This is a genomic window from Streptomyces sp. NBC_01214 (assembly GCF_026340975.1).
GTDB lineage: Bacteria > Actinomycetota > Actinomycetes > Streptomycetales > Streptomycetaceae > Streptomyces.
On sequence record NZ_JAPEOS010000002.1, the window covers coordinates 600,641 to 617,333 of the forward strand.

At 72.6% G+C, this 16,693-nt stretch carries 15 protein-coding genes; 9 read left to right on the top strand and 6 right to left on the bottom strand.

Annotated features, from left to right (window positions below; genetic code table 11):
• The first annotated feature begins 91 nt into the window (after positions 1 to 91).
• Together OG594_RS27675 and OG594_RS27680 are read left to right on the top strand one after the other, a co-directional pair.
• Complete coding sequence (locus OG594_RS27675) at positions 92 to 1,531, top strand: NAD(P)H-quinone dehydrogenase (protein WP_030012229.1); 1,440 nt, start codon at positions 92 to 94, stop codon at positions 1,529 to 1,531.
• Between the two features lie 175 nt (positions 1,532 to 1,706).
• The gene (locus tag OG594_RS27680; RefSeq protein ID WP_266604239.1) at positions 1,707 to 2,657 is read left to right on the top strand and encodes a DeoR/GlpR family DNA-binding transcription regulator; all 951 of its coding nucleotides are present in this window, start codon (positions 1,707 to 1,709) and stop codon (positions 2,655 to 2,657) included.
• A gap of 186 nt (positions 2,658 to 2,843) precedes the next feature.
• On the opposite strand, the gene OG594_RS27685 is transcribed toward OG594_RS27680, so the two are convergent.
• The gene (locus OG594_RS27685; RefSeq protein WP_266604241.1) at positions 2,844 to 4,607 is read right to left on the bottom strand and encodes a biotin carboxylase N-terminal domain-containing protein; all 1,764 of its coding nucleotides are present in this window, start codon (positions 4,605 to 4,607) and stop codon (positions 2,844 to 2,846) included.
• A 602-nt stretch (positions 4,608 to 5,209) separates the two neighbouring features.
• Between OG594_RS27685 and OG594_RS27690 the strand changes: the two genes are divergently transcribed.
• Complete coding sequence (locus tag OG594_RS27690) at positions 5,210 to 6,808, top strand: MFS transporter (protein WP_266604243.1); 1,599 nt, start codon at positions 5,210 to 5,212, stop codon at positions 6,806 to 6,808.
• Positions 6,809 to 6,951: 143 nt separating this feature from the next.
• The gene (locus OG594_RS27695) at positions 6,952 to 7,458 is read left to right on the top strand and encodes a hypothetical protein (protein ID WP_266604245.1); all 507 of its coding nucleotides are present in this window, start codon (positions 6,952 to 6,954) and stop codon (positions 7,456 to 7,458) included.
• Here the strand turns inward: OG594_RS27695 and OG594_RS27700 are convergent.
• The 4 genes from OG594_RS27700 to OG594_RS27715 all read right to left on the bottom strand — a co-directional run bounded on the left by OG594_RS27700 (position 7,439) and on the right by OG594_RS27715 (position 10,135).
• On the bottom strand, positions 7,439 to 8,062 hold the full coding sequence (locus tag OG594_RS27700) for a nucleoside triphosphate pyrophosphatase (protein ID WP_266604247.1): 624 nt from the start codon (positions 8,060 to 8,062) through the stop codon (positions 7,439 to 7,441). The two genes, OG594_RS27695 and OG594_RS27700, sit on opposite strands and share 20 nt — an antisense overlap.
• A gap of 38 nt (positions 8,063 to 8,100) precedes the next feature.
• Positions 8,101 to 8,235: a morphogenic membrane protein MmpB gene (mmpB, locus tag OG594_RS27705; protein WP_263411711.1), complete on the bottom strand. Its 135-nt coding sequence runs from the start codon at positions 8,233 to 8,235 to the stop codon at positions 8,101 to 8,103.
• A gap of 79 nt (positions 8,236 to 8,314) precedes the next feature.
• A complete protein-coding gene (locus OG594_RS27710; RefSeq protein ID WP_266606598.1) occupies positions 8,315 to 8,521 on the bottom strand; it encodes an acyl-CoA carboxylase epsilon subunit in 207 nt (68 codons plus the stop codon).
• A gap of 21 nt (positions 8,522 to 8,542) precedes the next feature.
• Positions 8,543 to 10,135 (bottom strand): acyl-CoA carboxylase subunit beta, encoded by a 1,593-nt coding sequence (locus OG594_RS27715; protein ID WP_266604252.1) that lies wholly within the window; start codon positions 10,133 to 10,135, stop codon positions 8,543 to 8,545.
• Positions 10,136 to 10,266: 131 nt separating this feature from the next.
• Here OG594_RS27715 and OG594_RS27720 point away from each other — a divergent pair, with 131 nt between their 5' ends.
• The 5 genes from OG594_RS27720 (at position 10,267) to hutH (ending at position 16,231) form a co-directional block, all read left to right on the top strand.
• Positions 10,267 to 11,133 carry a biotin--[acetyl-CoA-carboxylase] ligase gene (locus tag OG594_RS27720; protein WP_266604254.1) on the top strand — a complete coding sequence of 289 codons (867 nt, stop codon included), beginning with the start codon at positions 10,267 to 10,269 and terminating at the stop codon, positions 11,131 to 11,133.
• A gap of 195 nt (positions 11,134 to 11,328) precedes the next feature.
• On the top strand, positions 11,329 to 12,492 hold the full coding sequence (locus OG594_RS27725; RefSeq protein ID WP_266604256.1) for an adenylate/guanylate cyclase domain-containing protein: 1,164 nt from the start codon (positions 11,329 to 11,331) through the stop codon (positions 12,490 to 12,492).
• A 24-nt stretch (positions 12,493 to 12,516) separates the two neighbouring features.
• A complete protein-coding gene (locus OG594_RS27730) occupies positions 12,517 to 13,320 on the top strand; it encodes an enoyl-CoA hydratase/isomerase family protein (protein WP_266604257.1) in 804 nt (267 codons plus the stop codon).
• Between the two features lie 146 nt (positions 13,321 to 13,466).
• Positions 13,467 to 14,582, top strand: a complete 1,116-nt coding sequence (locus tag OG594_RS27735) for a GGDEF domain-containing protein (protein WP_266604259.1) — start codon at positions 13,467 to 13,469, stop codon at positions 14,580 to 14,582.
• 107 nt (positions 14,583 to 14,689) lie between these two features.
• On the top strand, positions 14,690 to 16,231 hold the full coding sequence (gene hutH / locus OG594_RS27740; protein ID WP_266606599.1) for a histidine ammonia-lyase: 1,542 nt from the start codon (positions 14,690 to 14,692) through the stop codon (positions 16,229 to 16,231).
• Between the two features lie 66 nt (positions 16,232 to 16,297).
• Here hutH and OG594_RS27745 read toward each other — a convergent pair whose 3' ends face one another.
• On the bottom strand, positions 16,298 to 16,660 hold the full coding sequence (locus OG594_RS27745; protein ID WP_266604261.1) for a hypothetical protein: 363 nt from the start codon (positions 16,658 to 16,660) through the stop codon (positions 16,298 to 16,300).
• Between the last annotated feature and the right edge of the window lie 33 nt (positions 16,661 to 16,693).

Sequence of the window (16,693 nt, forward strand, 5' to 3'; positions counted from 1 at the left end):
ACAATGGAGCACGGAATGCATCCCCCGGGGAGACCCCCCGGAACACCGGCCGGGGCGGCAGCCGGCCGGGTAGACGTGAGGCGGACTTTTCGTGACCCGGATCGTGATCATCGGCGGCGGACCCGGCGGGTATGAGGCAGCCCTGGTGGGGGCCCAGCTCGGCGCGGAGGTGACCGTCGTCGACTGCGACGGTCTGGGTGGGGCCTCGGTCCTGACCGACTGCGTACCTTCCAAGACTTTGATCGCGACCGCCGAGGTGATGACGACCTTCGACTCCTCGTACGAGGAGCTCGGCATCGTCGTCGCGGACGACACCCCGCACATCGAGCAGGCCGCGCGCGTCGTCGGCGTGGACCTCGGCAAGGTGAACCGGCGCGTCAAGCGCCTCGCGCTCGCCCAGTCGCACGACATCACCGCCTCCGTCACCCGGGCCGGCGCCCGCGTGGTGCGCGGCCGCGGCAAGCTCGGCGGGCCGCAGGGCATCGACGGCACCCGGGACGTCATCGTCACCGCCGCCGACGGGTCCGAGACGATCCTGACCGCGGACGCGGTCCTGATCGCGACCGGCGGTACCCCCCGCGAGATCCCCGACGCCATGCCCGACGGCGAGCGGATCCTGAACTGGACCCAGGTCTACGACCTCGACGAACTCCCCGAGGAGCTCATCGTGGTCGGCTCCGGCGTGACCGGCGCCGAGTTCGCCGGCGCGTACCAGGCCCTCGGCTCCCGGGTGACCCTCGTGTCCTCCCGCGACCGCGTGCTGCCCGGCGAGGACCCGGACGCCGCCGCCGTGCTGGAGGACGTCTTCCGGCGCCGCGGCATGAACGTCGTCGGACGCTCGCGCGCCGAATCCGCCAAGCGGGTGGGCGACCGGGTCGAGGTCACCCTCTCCGACGGCCGCGTGCTGACCGGCACGCACTGCCTGATGGCGGTCGGCGCCATCCCCAACACCAAGAACATGAACCTGGAGGAGTCCGGGGTCCGGCTCAAGGACTCCGGGCACATCTGGACCGACAAGGTCTCGCGCACCTCCGCGCCCGGCGTGTACGCCGCCGGCGACGTCACGGGCGTCTTCGCGCTCGCGTCGGTCGCGGCGATGCAGGGTCGCATCGCGATGTACCACTTCCTCGGTGACGCGGTGGCCCCGCTGAACCTCAAGACGGTTTCCTCGAACGTCTTCACCGACCCCGAGATCGCCACCGTCGGCTACACCCAGGCGGACGTGGACGCCGGCAAGATCGACGCCCGCGTGGTGAAGCTCCCGCTGCTGCGCAACCCGCGCGCCAAGATGCAGGGCATCCGGGACGGCTTCGTGAAGCTGTTCTGCCGTCCGGGCACCGGCATCGTCGTCGGCGGCGTGGTCGTCTCCCCGCGTGCGAGCGAGCTGATCCACCCCATCTCGATCGCCGTCGACAACAATCTGACGGTCGAGCAGATCGCAAAAGCGTTCACCGTGTACCCCTCGCTCTCGGGCTCGATCGCCGAGGTGGCCCGCCAGCTGCACACGCGGAAGGCCGCGGGCGAGGCGTGAGTCCCGCTAACCGCCGCACGCCGTAAGGGGTTTGGGGCGGGGCGCGGTTTCGTGGCGAGATGTTCACGCAACTCTCGAGCCGCGTATACCACTAGTCGCCCCACCTTATGGACAACTTCGGTATTCCGGCGCAAAGAGCTGAAAGCAGACGGTCGTTGGCGTTACTGTCAGTTTCGTGTTCGCTGCAGAACGTCGCCAATTGATCCTCGAAATGGTGCGGGCCAACGGAGCGGTATCGCTCCGGGAGCTCGCCCGCGTCGTCCAGACCTCCGAAGTGACCGTACGGCGGGACGTGCGGGCACTGGAGGCAGAAGGACTCCTCGACCGCCGACACGGCGGTGCGGTCTTGCCGGGCGGTTTCACGCGGGAGTCCGGCTTTCCACAAAAGTCCCATCTCGCGACGGCGGAGAAGACCGCCATTGCCGATGTCGCGGCCTCCCTCGTCGAAGAGGGCGAGGCCGTCGTCGTCGGCGCGGGCACCACGACCCAGGAGCTGGCCCGCCGGCTCGCCCGCGTGCCCGGACTGACCGTCGTCACCAACTCGCTGCTCGTCGCCCAGGCCCTGGCCCACGCGAACCGGGTGGAGGTGGTCATGACCGGCGGCACCCTGCGCGGGTCCAACTACGCCCTCGTGGGCAGCGGAGCCGAACAGTCCCTCCAGGGGCTGCGGGTCTCGCGGGCCTTCCTGTCGGGCAGCGGTCTGACCGCCGAGCGCGGGCTGTCCACGTCCAACATGCTGTCCGCCAGCGTGGACCGGGCGCTGGTGCAGGCGGCGGCGGAGGTGGTGGTGCTGGCCGACCACACGAAGCTCGGTACCGACACCATGTTCCAGACCGTGCCCACCGACGTGATGACGCGGCTGGTGACGGACGAGCCGCCGCCGCACGACGACCGGGCGGGTACGGAGCTCCAGGCGCTCGCGGACCAGGGCGTGCAGATCACCGTGGCCGGCGGGGCCGTGGCCTCCGGCGGTATGGACGGGATGCAGGGCCGGCGGCCGCGTCGCGAGTCGCCGTTGCCGGTCCAGCGGCGGGGCGGCCCCACGGCCCAGCTCCGCAGTGCGGCCGGCGGGATGCTGGAGCCGCAGGCGGAACGGGCGCGCGTGGCCGACATGCGCCGCCGCTGACCCCCGCGGGATCGTGTGCCGGGGCTCCGCCCCGGACCCCGCCCCTCACACGCCGGCGAGGCTGATCATTCAGCCTCGCCGGCGTTCGAGGTGCGGGGGGTGCGGGGGCGGAGCCCCCGGAACGGCGCCGCACATGCGAAACGGGGCCCCCGGGGCGGAAAGCCCCGGGAACCCCGTAGCGGGACGTCAGTCCTTGATCTCGCAGATCGTGGCGCCCGAGGTGACGGAGCCGCCGACCTCGGCGCTGAGGCCGACGACGGTGCCGGAGCGGTGCGCGTTCAGCGGCTGCTCCATCTTCATGGCCTCGAGTACGACGACCAGGTCGCCCTCGTTGACCTGCTGGCCCTCCTCGACCGCGACCTTGACGATCGTGCCCTGCATCGGGGAGGCGAGGGTGTCGCCGGAGGCGGCCGGGCCGGACTTCTTGGCCGCGCGGCGCTTCGGCTTCGCGCCACCGGCGGCGGCCGTGCGGGCCAGGGTCATGCCCAGGGACGACGGGAGCGAGACTTCGAGGCGCTTGCCGCCGACCTCGACGACCACCGTCTCGCGGCCCGGCTCGTCCTCGGTGTCCTCCGCGGCCGGAGCCGTGAACGCCGGGATCTCGTTGACGAACTCGGTCTCGATCCACCGGGTGAAGACGGTGAAGGGGCTGCCGTCGGTGGGGGCGAACGCCGGGTCGGCGACGACCGCACGGTGGAAGGGGATGGCCGTGGCCATGCCCTCGACCTCGAACTCGGCGAGCGCGCGGGCGGCGCGCTGCAGGGCCTGCTCGCGGGTGGCACCGGTGACGATCAGCTTGGCCAGGAGCGAGTCCCAGGCCGGGCCGATCACGGAGCCGGACTCCACGCCCGCGTCGAGGCGGACGCCCGGGCCCGACGGCGCGGCGAACTTCGTCACCGTGCCGGGCGCCGGGAGGAAGCCACGGCCCGGGTCCTCGCCGTTGATGCGGAACTCGATGGAGTGACCGCGCAGGACCGGGTCGCCGTAGCCGAGCTCCTCGCCGTCGGCGATGCGGAACATCTCGCGGACCAGGTCGATGCCGGAGACCTCTTCGGTGACCGGGTGCTCGACCTGGAGGCGGGTGTTGACCTCCAGGAAGGAGATCAGGCCGTCGGCGGAGACGAGGAACTCGACCGTGCCGGCGCCGACGTAGCCGGCTTCCTTCAGGATCGCCTTGGAAGCGGCGTACAGCTCCGCGTTCTGAGCCTCGGTCAGGAACGGCGCCGGGGCCTCCTCCACGAGCTTCTGGTGGCGGCGCTGGAGGGAGCAGTCACGGGTCGACACGACGACGACGTTGCCGTGCGAGTCGGCCAGGCACTGGGTCTCGACGTGGCGCGGCTTGTCGAGGTAGCGCTCGACGAAGCACTCGCCGCGGCCGAAGGCGGCGACGGCCTCACGGACGGCGGATTCGTAGAGCTCCGGCACCTCTTCGAGGGTGCGGGCGACCTTGAGGCCGCGACCGCCACCACCGAAGGCCGCCTTGATGGCGATCGGCAGGCCGTGCTCCTTGGCGAAGGCGACGACCTCCTCGGATCCGGAGACCGGGTCCGGCGTACCGGCGACCAGCGGCGCCCCGGCGCGCTGGGCGATGTGACGGGCGGCCACCTTGTCGCCGAGGTCACGGATGGCCTGCGGCGGGGGACCGATCCAGGTCAGGCCGGCGTCGATCACGGCCTGGGCGAAGTCGGCGTTCTCGGAGAGGAAGCCGTATCCGGGATGGATGGCGTCCGCACCGGAGTCGGCTGCGGCCTGGAGGACCTTGGAGATGTCCAGGTAGCTGGCGGCCGGGGTGTCACCGCCCAACGCGAAAGCTTCGTCGGCCGCGCGGACGTGCAGGGCGTCCCGGTCCGGATCTGCGTAGACGGCTACGCTCCCGATCCCGGCGTCCCGGCAGGCCCGAGCAACGCGGACAGCGATTTCGCCACGGTTGGCGATGAGCACCTTGCGCACGATGGCTCCCTCCTTGAAACAAGCTGAGTTTAGGGACAGCCCACACGGCCTTTCGACCCTTCCCCGGTGGTGACCTTGCCCACACAGAGTGTGATGCGAGGGTCGATCCGCCGGGAAACCCTTGTGGCGCCCCAGGTCAGGGGGATCCCCGACTGCACAGTAACCCCGTCATGTAGCCAAGGTCTCTGTCCCCCCGGTCAGCGGCCCCGGGTGATTCTTTGTCGAGTCCCTACGAACGCCCACAGTTTCTTTGCGGTCGTGAGCGGAGTTGTCCCCTTGTTTACTGATTGGTAGCCCGGTCGTCCCGCAGGGCGAACAGGGACAACACCGTACCCACAGCGATGCGGCCCTCACGGGCCCGGGCGGTCGGCAGCGCGCCGGGCGTGTCCTACGGATGGACGACAGCGGAGCCCGCGACCGCGCGCCGGCGGTAACGGCGAGTTGACAACCCGGGCGGGCCGAACGGCGTCTTACGGACGGCATGGAAACGACGAGGGTGAGACGAGGACCAAGCACATGGCGTTAGAGGACTCCGTCCCGGGGCCCGCTCCCATCCGATCCGGCGCAGCAGGGGCCGGGTGCTGCCCACCGGCCGCCGAAGCGTGAGCGCCGGGACGCGGGCGCCCACGGATCCGGCCGGGCGCCGGGTCCTGTCGGCGGCGCTGTTCGCCAGCGCCCCGGCGGAGGTGCTCGACTTCCTGCTGCCGCTGTGGGCGGGCTCGACCCTGAGCGCCGGGGCCTCCGTGGTCGGCGCGCTGATCGCCTTCGAGGCGGCGCTGTCGCTGCTCGTGCGCCCGCTGGCCGGGGAGCTGGCCGACCGCTTCGACCAGCGGCGGGTGGCCGCGGCCGGTGCGGGGCTGTACGCCCTGTCGTTCGCGGGCTACGCGCTCGCCGACTCGCTGGTGGTGGCCTTCGTCGCGGCGGGCCTGGGCGGCGCCGGAGGCGCCCTGTTCTGGGTCGCCCTGCGGGCCTGGACCGGGCAGCGGGCGCAGGACGGCGACGGTACCGCCGCGTACGGCAAGTTGCTGTCGGCGGAGGGCCAGGGCGCCTTCGTCGGCTACCTGGTGGCGTTCTCCCTGCTGGAACGCGGCGGCTATCCACTGCTGTTCTGGCTGGGCAGCGCCGCCTGCGCGGTGGCCGCGGGCTCGCTGCTGCGCGGGCCCCGCCAGGAGCGGGTCCGCGCCGCGACCGAGCGCCGGGAACGACGGGGTGCGGCGGAGCGCCGGCTGCTGCCGCTGATGGTGGTGTCCGCGGTGACGGCCGCGGCCGAGGCGGGGCTGTGGATGCTCCTGCTGCTCCGGCTGCAGGGGGACCTCGGACTGTCGCCGAACGCGATCGCGCTGGTCTTCGCCCCCGGCTTCGTGGTGTTCGTCCTGCTGCCGACGCACGCGCACCGCCTCACCGACCGGCTGGGCCGTACCCCGACCATGGTCGCCTCGTTCGCGGCGAGCGGGCTGTTCGCCGCGGGCCTCGCGGTGGTCTCCGCGCCGCCGGCCATCGCCGTCCTGTGGACCGTGGCCGCAGCCTGCTTCGCCGCGCAGATCCCGGTGGAACAGGCGACCGTGGCCGCCGCCTCCGGGGGGCGGATCGGTCGGGCCATGGGCCTGTACGAGAGCGCCCGCCTGGCCGGTGTGGTGGTCGGCCCCCTGGTGATGGGCCTGCTCTACGAGGAGGCCGGCTGGGTCGCCGCCTGCGCGGCGGCCGCGGCCACCTCCGTCCTGGGGGCGCTCGTGGTGCCGTACGCGGTCCGCACCCTGGGCCTGGCGCGGCAGGGGAAGGGGTCCGATCCGCGGACCGGCGACGGGGGAGCGGACCGAGAGGACATGGACATCGACACGGACGTCGACACGGGCACGGACGTCGACACGGACACGGACAAGGGCGGGGACACGGACATGAGCGAGCGGGAAGCGGCGCGGCCGGCGGCGGAGGCCGGCCTCGGGCCGAAGGCGCACGCCCGCAAGGAGCGGCGGGACTGGTACCTCCACACGGTCGCGTTCGCGCTGGGGCAGTTGGTCCTCTGGGCCCTGGACTCCAGCTGGCTCGTCTGGCAGATCACGGACGGCAGCGTGCCCGACGACCAGCGCGGACCGCTGGTCTGGGTCGGTCGGATCTGGCTGACCATCTGGGTGATCGACACCATCTGGTCCTGGTCGTACACCGTCTGGCCGCGGGAGAAGAAGCCGAAGTCGTCGGCGTAGTCCCGCCGTACGGCGTGGCGCGGGGCGTGCCGTGGGGCGGGGGCGTCCGCAAGCCGGGTGTGCGGATCCCTTGCCCGCCGGGCTACCCGTTAGTAGCCTCCAGGGCGTCGAACGGGCTTGTGACACGTGGGGGGTGGGGCGTCGTGCTGCGAAGACTCGTGGCCGGACTGGCCGCGATCGTGCTCGTCGTGGAAGCGGCGGTGCTCGTGCTCGTCCACATCGTGCTGGGCCGGACCACGGCGAACCAGTCGATGTCGATCGCGGGCAGCGATCCGGATGTCATGTCCAAGGCGACTTATGTCATGGGGGCGGGCATGGGCGCCTTCCTCGTCCTGTGCGCCGTGCTCGCCGCCACCGCCGCGCTCCGCGACCGCTCCCCGGGCCGCTTCGGCCGCGTCGTGCTCATCAGCGGCGCCGTCGCCCACGGGGTGCTCGGCATCCTCTGCGTCGCCCTGGTCGGCTGGGCCGCCTTCGCGACGATGATGCTGATCCTGTGTCTGCTCGTACTGACCCTGACGTCCTACGCCGCCCGGCCCGCCCGACCCGGCGGGAACGGCAGCGGCGAGGGCGGTGCGGGCGGGGACGCCCCGCCGCTGCTGCCGCCACCGCCACCGCCGCCGTTCGGGGAGCTCAAGCCCACAAGTCCGTGATGGACACGTCCAGTTCGCCCAGCAGGGAACGCAGCAGCGGCAACGACAGCCCGATGACGTTGCTGTGGTCCCCGTCGATGCCGTCGATGAACGGCGCCGACAGCCCGTCCAGGGTGAACGCCCCGGCCACGTGGAGGGGTTCCCCGCTCGCCACGTACGCCGCCACCTCCGCGTCCGTGGGCTCACCGAACCGGACCGTCGTCGACGCCGTGGCCGAGACCTGACGGCCGTCCGCCGTGTCGATCACGCAGTGCCCGGTGCGCAGCACGCCCGCCCGTCCGCGCATCGACTTCCAGCGCGCGGTGGCCTCCTCGGCGTCCGCAGGCTTGCCCAGGGCCTCGCCGTCCAGCTCCAGCACCGAGTCGCAGCCGATCACCAGGGCGCCCGCGGCCTCGTCCAGCCCCGCCACGACGGCGGCCTTCGCCTCGGCCAGGGCCAGCGCCAGGGCGGCCGGCTCGTCGTGGTTCAGGGTGTCCTCGTCGAAACCGCTGACGATCACGTGCGGGGCGAGCCCGGCCTGCCGCAGCAGGTTCAGCCGGGCGGGGGAAGCGGAGGCGAGGACGAGCTTGCGCCCGGTCGTCCGGGGCTCAGGTGTCGCAGTCATGGAGGCCATCGTAGGCGCGGCCAGGACCCCCGGACGGCCTAGAAGTGGCCCACGCCCAGGACGTACACCACCACGAGCATGGCGAGGGCGAGCACCAGGGTCAGCCGCCGGATCATCGCCTGCGCGTCGCGCATGTCCTTGGGCGGCTCGTTCTTCGGGTCGGACCAGAGCATGTCCCGATCCTGGCGCGGGAACGGCGGTGGCGCCTGAGTACGGGTACTCAGGCGCCACCGTCCGTTCATATCGATCGGGCTACGCGGGCCAGTACGTACGCCCCCAGGCCCGCGGCCCCGGATGCGGAACCCGCCGCCGGGCCACCCGGGCCGGCGCCGACCACTCGTCCGCGACCTGCGGAGCGCCCGACGGGGCCATGGCCAGCACCGCCGCGCGCGCTTGGACCACCGCCAGTGCGGCGGCCAGCTCCTCCGGGGTCGGGTTGCCCTTGACGACCTTGATCACCACAGAGTCCTCCTGGAGGGGCTAGAGCGGGATGTTGCCGTGCTTCTTCGGGGGCAGGGACTCCCGCTTGGTACGCAGCTGCCGCAGCCCCTTCACCACGTGCGCCCGGGTCTCGGACGGCATGGTCACCGCGTCGATGTACCCGCGCTCGGCCGCCGTGTACGGGTTGAGCAGCGCGTCCTCGTACTCGGCGATGAGCCGGGCCCGGGTCTCCTCCACCTCCTCGGGAGCGGCTTCCGCGATCGTGCGGCGGTGCAGGATGTTCACGGCGCCCTGCGCCCCCATGACGGCGATCTGCGCGGTCGGCCAGGCCAGGTTCAGGTCCGCGCCGAGGTGCTTGGAGCCCATGACGTCGTACGCACCGCCGAAGGCCTTGCGGGTGATGACGGTGATCAGCGGAACGGTGGCCTCGGCGTACGCGTAGATCAGCTTCGCGCCGCGCCGGATGATTCCGTTGTACTCCTGGTCGGTGCCCGGAAGGAAGCCCGGGACGTCCACGAAGGTCAGCACCGGGACGTTGAAGGCGTCGCAGGTCCGCACGAACCGCGCCGCCTTCTCGGAGGCGTCGATGTCCAGGCAGCCGGCGAACTGCATCGGCTGGTTGGCGACGATGCCCACCGGGTGGCCCTCGACCCGGCCGAAGCCGGTCAGGATGTTCGGCGCGAAGAGCGCCTGCGTCTCCAGGAACTCCGCGTCGTCGAGCACGTGCTCGATCACGGTGTGCATGTCGTACGGCTGGTTGGCGCTGTCCGGGATCAGTACGTCGAGCTCGCGGTCGGCGTCGGAGACCTCGGTGTCCGCCTCCTCCGGGAAGGAGGGCGGCTCGGAGAGGTTGTTCGACGGCAGGTACGCGAGCAGTGACTTCACGTACTCGATGGCGTCCTTCTCGTCGCCCGCCATGTGGTGCGCGACGCCGGACGTGCTGTTGTGCGTGCGCGCCCCGCCCAGCTCCTCGAAGCCGACGTCCTCGCCGGTGACCGTCTTGATGACGTCCGGGCCGGTGATGAACATGTGCGAGGTCTGGTCGACCATGACCGTGAAGTCGGTGATCGCGGGGGAGTACACGGCGCCGCCCGCGCAGGGCCCGACGATCAGGCTGATCTGCGGGATCACGCCGGAGGCGTGGACGTTGCGGCGGAAGATCTCGCCGTACATGCCCAGCGCGCTGACGCCCTCCTGGATGCGGGCACCGCCGGAGTCGTTGATGCCGACGAGGGGGCATCCGGTCTTCAGCGCGAAGTCCATGACCTTCATGATCTTCTGGCCGTAGGTCTCGCCGAGGGCCCCGCCGAAGACGGTGAAGTCCTGCGAGAACACGGCCACCGGGCGGCCGTCCACCGTGCCGTAGCCGGTGACGACGCCGTCGCCGTAGGGCCGGGTCTTCTCCAGCCCGAAGTTGGTGGAACGGTGCCGGGCGAACTCGTCGAGCTCGACGAAGGATCCCTCGTCCAGCAGTAGGGCAACCCGCTCACGCGCCGTCAGCTTGCCCTTGGCGTGCTGCTTCTCCACGGCACGCGCGGAACCGGCGTGGGTGGCTTCGTCGATGCGGCGCTGCAGATCCGCGATCTTGCCCGCGGTGGTGTGCATGTCGATCGGCTCTGACGGATGTGACATCGGGGTCGCGGCTCCCTGCATGGTGTCAACTGCCTGGTCAATTGATTGACTACTGCTGGCTACTGGTGCGTAGCGTATCGGCGGGCATGGCGCTCGGCAGTGCGGCGTTTGACACACCTACATTGGGTTGCATGACGCCATCAGATGCCTCAGCAGGAGCTTCCTCCGGTCGCTGGTCGAGCCTGGACCGGCCGCCCCTCAATGCCGCCGCCCTTCAGAGGGCCCTCGTCACCGGGGACGGGCTGTGGACCTCCGTGGAGGTCGTCGCCAGTACCGGGTCCACCAATACCGACCTTGCCACCCGGGCGGCGCAGCTGCCCGAGGGAGCCGTGCTCGTCGCCGAGGAGCAGAGTGCCGGGCGCGGGCGGCTGGACCGGAGCTGGGTGGCGCCCGCGCGGTCGGGCCTGTTCTTCTCCGTCCTGCTCAAGCCGGGCGACGCGGTGCCGCAGGAGCGGTGGGGGTGGCTGACCCTGCTGGCGGGTGTGGCCACCGCGACCGGGCTGTCCCGGGCGGCCGGCGTGGACACCGCCCTCAAATGGCCCAACGACCTGCTGGTCACCGTGGACGGCGAGGAGCGCAAGACCGGCGGGATCCTCGCCGAGCGGGTCGAGGACGGCGTGGTCCTCGGGATCGGGCTCAACGTCACCCTCACCGAGGACGAGCTGCCGGTGCCGACCGCGGGGTCGCTGGCGCTGGCCAAGGCCTCCGTGACCGACCGGGACCCGCTGCTGCGGACCGTCCTGCGGTCGCTGGAGGAGTGGTACGGCAGGTGGCGCGCGGCCGGTGGCGACCCCGCGGCCAGCGGCCTCCAGGAGACCTACGCGGCGGGCTGCGCGACCCTCGGCCGGCACGTCCGCGCGGAACTGCCCGGCGGGCGCACCCTCACCGGAACGGCCGAAGCGGTGGACACCGATGGCCGCCTGGTGATCCGTACGGCCGAGGACCGGCACGAGACGGTGGGCGCGGGTGACGTCATCCACCTGCGTTCCGTGCACTGACAGGGGAGCGGGTGCCGGGTGCGGCGCCGTACCGGGGCCGCCGCCCCGGACCCCGCACCCAGGTCGCGGGCGGGCCGGAAGTGGGGAGGGGGAGTGAGCTACGGCACACCTGCCGTATGGTTTAGGCGATCCCGGTGCTCGTGGTGATCAACCGGTTCGCAGGGCAGTGCGCACGGAATGGACAGGAGGCGGCCCTTGACCGTCGACGACCCTACGTCCAGCGCGTCCGCCGGTGGCGGCTCCGCTTCCGGCCCGGGCACCCCGATCGGCCGTGACCAGCACACGCCGCACCACGAGGTCGACCACACGGTCCAGCCGACGGCGGATCCGCTCGCCATCCGGCTGGAGCAGCTGATCCTCGGTGCCGAGCGCCGGTACACCCCGTTCCAGGCCGCCCGGAGCGCGGGCGTGTCCATGGAGCTGGCTTCGCGCTTCTGGCGGGCCATGGGCTTCGCCGACATCGGGCAGGCCCGGGCGCTGACCGAGGCCGACGTGCTGGCCCTGCGCCGGCTCGCCGGCCTGGTGGAGGCCGGGCTGCTGTCCGAGCCGATGGCCGTGCAGGTGGCGCGGTCCACCGGGCAGACCACCGCCCGGTTGGCGGAGTGGCAGATCGACTCGTTCCTGGAGGGGCTGACGGAGCCGCCGGAGCCGGGCATGACCCGTACGGAGGTCACGTACCCCCTGGTCGAGCTGCTGCTGCCCGAGCTGGAGGAGTTCCTCGTCTACGTGTGGCGGCGCCAGCTGGCTGCTGCGACCGGGCGCGTGGTGCAGGTGGCCGACGACGACGAGATGGTCGACCGGCGGCTCGCGGTGGGCTTCGCCGACCTGGTGGGCTTCACGCGCCTGACCCGGCGGCTGGAGGAGGAGGAGCTCGGCGAGCTGGTCGAGTCCTTCGAGACGACCGCGGCGGACCTGGTGGCCGCGTACGGCGGCCGGCTGATCAAGACCCTCGGCGACGAGGTGCTGTACTGCGCCGACGACGCGGCGACGGCGGCGGAGATCGCGCTGCGGCTGATCGAGACGATGGAGCTCGACGCGCAGATGCCCGAGCTGCGGGTCGGGATCGCCTTCGGCACGGTGACCACCCGGATGGGCGATGTCTTCGGGACCACCGTGAACCTGGCCAGCCGGCTGACGTCCATAGCCCCCAAGGACGCGGTGCTGGTGGACGGGGCGATGGCCGAGGAGCTCTCCCGGACCGGGGCCGCCCCGGTGTCGGAGAAGGAGGCCGAGACGGCGCCCGAGGAGGGTGCGTCCTACCGGTTCGCGCTCCAGCCGATGTGGCAGCGGCCGGTGCGCGGCCTCGGCGTCGTGGAGCCCTGGTCGCTGACGCGCCGGAAGCCTAAGATCCCCCGGTAACGTTCGTTAACCGGGAGGGTTCCTATGGCGTCCGAGTCCGCATTCGAGTCGGAGTTCGTGGCGGTGCGCCGCCACGAGGGCGGGGTCGCGGAGCTGGCCCTGGACCGCCCCAAGGCGATGAACGCGGTGTCGACCGCGATGGCCCGCGCCCTCGGGGCGGCCTGTGCCGAGCTGGCCGCCGACCGGTCCGTGCGCGTGGTCGTGCTCTCCTCGACGTCCGAGCGGGCCTTCTGCGTCGGCGCGGACCTCAAGGAGCGGAACTCCTTCTCGGACGCCGAGCTGGTCCGGCAGCGGCCGACCACGCGGGGGGCGTACGGGGGCGTGCTGGCGCTGCCGATGCCCACGGTGGCGGCGGTGCACGGGTTCGCCCTGGGCGGCGGCTTCGAGCTGGCCCTGGCCTGCGACGTGATCGTCGCCGACGAGACCGCGGTGGTGGGCCTGCCCGAGGTTTCGGTCGGCGTGATCCCCGGCGGCGGGGGCACGCAGCTGCTGCCGCGCCGGGTGGGTGCGGCACGGGCCGCGGAGCTGATCTTCACGGCGCGCCGGGTGGAGGCGGCCGAGGCGCTGTCCCTGGGACTGGTGGACTCGTTGGTCCCGGCCGGCCAGGACACGGCGCAGGCGCTGGCGCTGGCGTCCCGGATGGCGGCGAACTCCCCGGTGGGTCTGCGGGCGGCCAAGCGGGCGCTGCGGCTGGGGCACGGGATGGACCTGGAGGCCGGTCTGGAGATCGAGGACGCGGCCTGGCGGACCGTGGCGTTCTCGGGCGACCGGGTGGAGGGCGTCGCGGCGTTCAACGAGAAGCGCAAGCCGAACTGGCCGGGGGAGTAGTCGCAGGGGCGGCGCCCGGGCGGTACCGGGCGGCGTTCGGATGCCGCCCGCGTCCCGGCGCCCCGATCACGCTTGGTGAGGGGCAGCGGTACCGAAAGTCGTGCCAATTGTCTCCAAAATCTGACAAAAGTCCCTAGCCTGGGGTGATGGGAGTTGACGGGCGGCTACGAGCCGTTGTGGGACTCGCTCAGGCGATGGCCGCGGCCTGCGCGCCGCGGGACAGCGTGCGGGCGGCCGCGCGTGGCGCGCGCGTGGCGCTGGACGGCTCGTTCGCCGCGATCTCCGCGTGGGAGCGCGAGCGGGGGTGCCTGCGGGTGCTCGTGAACGAGGGCGAGCGGCGGGCGGGCGAGGAGGAGTTCCCCGAGGACGAGTCCTACCCCGTGCACGACTTCCCCGAGATCACCGAGTTCCTGCACGAGCTCTGGGTGGGCGGCGGCGGCCCGCACGCCTGGGTCGAGAGCGCCGTCGGCGACCGGCCGGGGCGGCGCGGGGAAGCCCTGCGCCGACGCGGCCGGGGAACCTGTGTGGTCGCGCCCATCGTGCTCAGCGGCCGCGCCTGGGGCGAGCTGTACGTCGCCCGGGACGAGGGGCTGCCCGACTTCGACGAGGACGACGCCGACTTCGCCACCGTGCTCGCCGCCGTGGTCGCGGCCGGGCTCGCGCAGAACGAACGGCTGGAGGAGGCCCGGCGGCTCGCCTTCACCGACCCGCTGACCGGGCTCGCGAACCGGCGGGCGGTCGACATGCGGCTCGACGAGGCCCTGGAGGAGCACCGGCGGACCGGGGTGGTCGTCAGCCTCGTCGTCTGCGACCTGAACGGGCTCAAGTCGGTCAACGACACCCTCGGCCACGCCATGGGGGACCGGCTCCTGGAGCGGTTCGGGTCGGTCCTGAGCCTGTGCGGGGCGATGCTGCCCGGATCGCTGGTGGCCCGCCTCGGCGGCGACGAGTTCTGCCTGGTCGGGGTCGGCCCGACGGCGGACGAGATCGTGCGCGTCACCGAGGAGGTGTGCACCCGGGCGGCCGAGCTGGAGCTGGGCGAAGGGGTGGCCTGCGGCGTGGCCTCCACCGGGGACCCGATCGGGCTGGTGAAGTCCTCCCGGCGGCTCTTCCGGCTCGCGGACGCCGCCCAGTACAAGGCGAAGGCCGCGCGCTCGCCGAAGCCCGTCGTGGCGGGCCGGGACACCGCGGTGGTCCGGCTCGCGGACGCCGCCGCAGAGGAGGCTCCCGGAGAGCGGCGCCGCTTCCGGGGCCGTCAGTGACCAGCGGCTCGCGGTACCGATGGGTAAGGGGCCCACCCGCGTCGCGATCGTGACAACTTCGCCTAGTGACATGAAGCGATTCAATCCGTAGGGTGCTGAATATGGATATGCACACTGTCGTGGTGGGGACGTCCGGGACCACCGCCGAGGACGTCATCGCCGTAGCCCGCGGCAACGCACGCGTCGAGCTCTCCGCGGAGGCGCTGGGCGCACTGGCCCGGGCCCGCGAGATCGTCGACGCCCTTGCCGCCAAGCCCGAGCCCGTCTACGGCGTGTCCACCGGGTTCGGTGCGCTCGCCTCCCGGCACATCAGCCCCGAGCTGCGTGCCCAGCTCCAGCGCAACATCGTCCGCTCGCACGCCGCCGGCATGGGCCCGCGCGTCGAGCGGGAGGTCGTCCGCGCGCTGATGTTCCTCCGCCTCAAGACCGTCGCCTCCGGTCACACCGGCGTGCGTCCCTCCGTCGCGCAGACCATGGCCGACGTGCTCAACGCCGGGATCACCCCCGTCGTCCACGAGTACGGCTCCCTGGGCTGCTCCGGCGACCTCGCCCCGCTGTCCCACTGCGCGCTCGCCCTCATGGGCGAGGGTGACGCCGAGGGCCCGGACGGCACCGTCCGCCCCGCCGGTGAGCTGCTCGCCGAAGCCGGCATCGAGCCGGTCGTGCTCCGCGAGAAGGAGGGCCTCGCCCTCCTCAACGGCACCGACGGCATGCTCGGCATGCTGATCATGGCCCTCGCCGACCTCGGCAGGCTCTACACCTCCGCCGACATCACCGCCGCCCTCACCCTGGAGGCGCTGCTCGGCACGGAGAAGGTGCTCCAGCCCGAGCTGCACGCCATCCGCCCGCACCCGGGGCAGGGCGCCTCCGCCGCGAACATGGCCGCCGTCCTGAAGGGCTCCGGGCTCGTCCGCCACTACCAGGAGGAGACCGCCCCGCGCGTGCAGGACGCCTACTCCGTGCGCTGCGCCCCGCAGGTCGCCGGCGCCGGCCGCGACACCATGGCGCACGCCGCCCTGGTGGCCTCCCGCGAGCTGGCCGCCGCCGTCGACAACCCGGTGGTGCTGCCCGACGGGCGCGTGGAGTCCAACGGCAACTTCCACGGGGCCCCTGTCGCCTATGTGCTGGACTTCCTCGCCATCGCGGCCGCCGACCTCGGTTCCATCGCCGAGCGCCGCACCGACCGGCTGCTCGACAAGAACCGCTCGCACGGCCTGCCGCCGTTCCTCGCGGACGACGCCGGCGTGGACTCCGGTCTGATGATCGCCCAGTACACGCAGGCCGCCCTGGTCAGCGAGATGAAGCGGCTCGCGGTGCCGGCCTCGGCCGACTCGATCCCCTCCTCCGCCATGCAGGAGGACCACGTCTCGATGGGCTGGTCGGCCGCGCGCAAGCTCCGTACCGCCGTCGACAACCTGACGCGGATCATCGCCATCGAGCTCTACGCCGCCACCCGCGCCATCGAGCTGCGCCACGGGCTGACCCCGGCCCCGGCCAGCCAGGCCGCGATCGCGGGCGCCCGCGCGGCGGGCGTGCAGGGCCCCGGGCCGGATCGTTTCCTCGCCCCCGACCTGGCCGCCGCCGACGAGTTCGTCCGTACGGGAGGCCTCCTGGCCGCGGTGGAGCCGGTGACGGGTCCGCTCGCCTGACGGCAGATCGCACGCGCGGCGAAGGGCCGCCCCGGGACCAGGTCCCGGGGCGGCCCTTCGCCGTGTCTACAGGGCGTGCGAGCGGCGGACCGAGAAGGCCACGAAGCCGGCCCCGACGCCGAGGAACAGGGTGCCGCCCAGGAGGTAGGGGGTGGTGTCCACGGACCCGGTGGCGGCGAGCAGGGGCTGCGGTCGCGAGGCCGGTCCGGCGGCCGTTCCGGTGACCGTCCCGGGGGCGTCGGAAGCGGAACCGGAGTCGGCGGCGCCGGTCGGGTCGGTGGCCGTCTGGGCGGCGTTCGCGCCCGTGGGCACGCCGGAACGGCTCTCCTCGACATCGGCCGAGGTGGCGCCCGCCGATGGTACGAACCACAGGGCGGCGAGGAGGGTGGTCGCTCCGAGAGCGGTGAGCAGCGGTCGGCGTGCGGACACGGTGCGATCCCCCTTGTGGCAGCAGCGAATTGG

What these genes read in the sequence shown, in the direction of transcription:
- OG594_RS27700 (WP_266604247.1), bottom strand. Translation starts at nt 8,062, where the DNA reads ATGACTGCGACACCTGAGCCCCGGACGACCGGGCGCAAGCTCGTCCTC.
- mmpB (WP_263411711.1), bottom strand. Translation starts at nt 8,235, where the DNA reads ATGCTCTGGTCCGACCCGAAGAACGAGCCGCCCAAGGACATGCGCGAC.
- OG594_RS27715 (WP_266604252.1), bottom strand. Translation starts at nt 10,135, where the DNA reads ATGTCACATCCGTCAGAGCCGATCGACATGCACACCACCGCGGGCAAG.
- OG594_RS27720 (WP_266604254.1), top strand. Translation starts at nt 10,267, where the DNA reads ATGACGCCATCAGATGCCTCAGCAGGAGCTTCCTCCGGTCGCTGGTCG.
- OG594_RS27730 (WP_266604257.1), top strand. Translation starts at nt 12,517, where the DNA reads ATGGCGTCCGAGTCCGCATTCGAGTCGGAGTTCGTGGCGGTGCGCCGC.
- OG594_RS27735 (WP_266604259.1), top strand. Translation starts at nt 13,467, where the DNA reads ATGGGAGTTGACGGGCGGCTACGAGCCGTTGTGGGACTCGCTCAGGCG.
- hutH (WP_266606599.1), top strand. Translation starts at nt 14,690, where the DNA reads ATGCACACTGTCGTGGTGGGGACGTCCGGGACCACCGCCGAGGACGTC.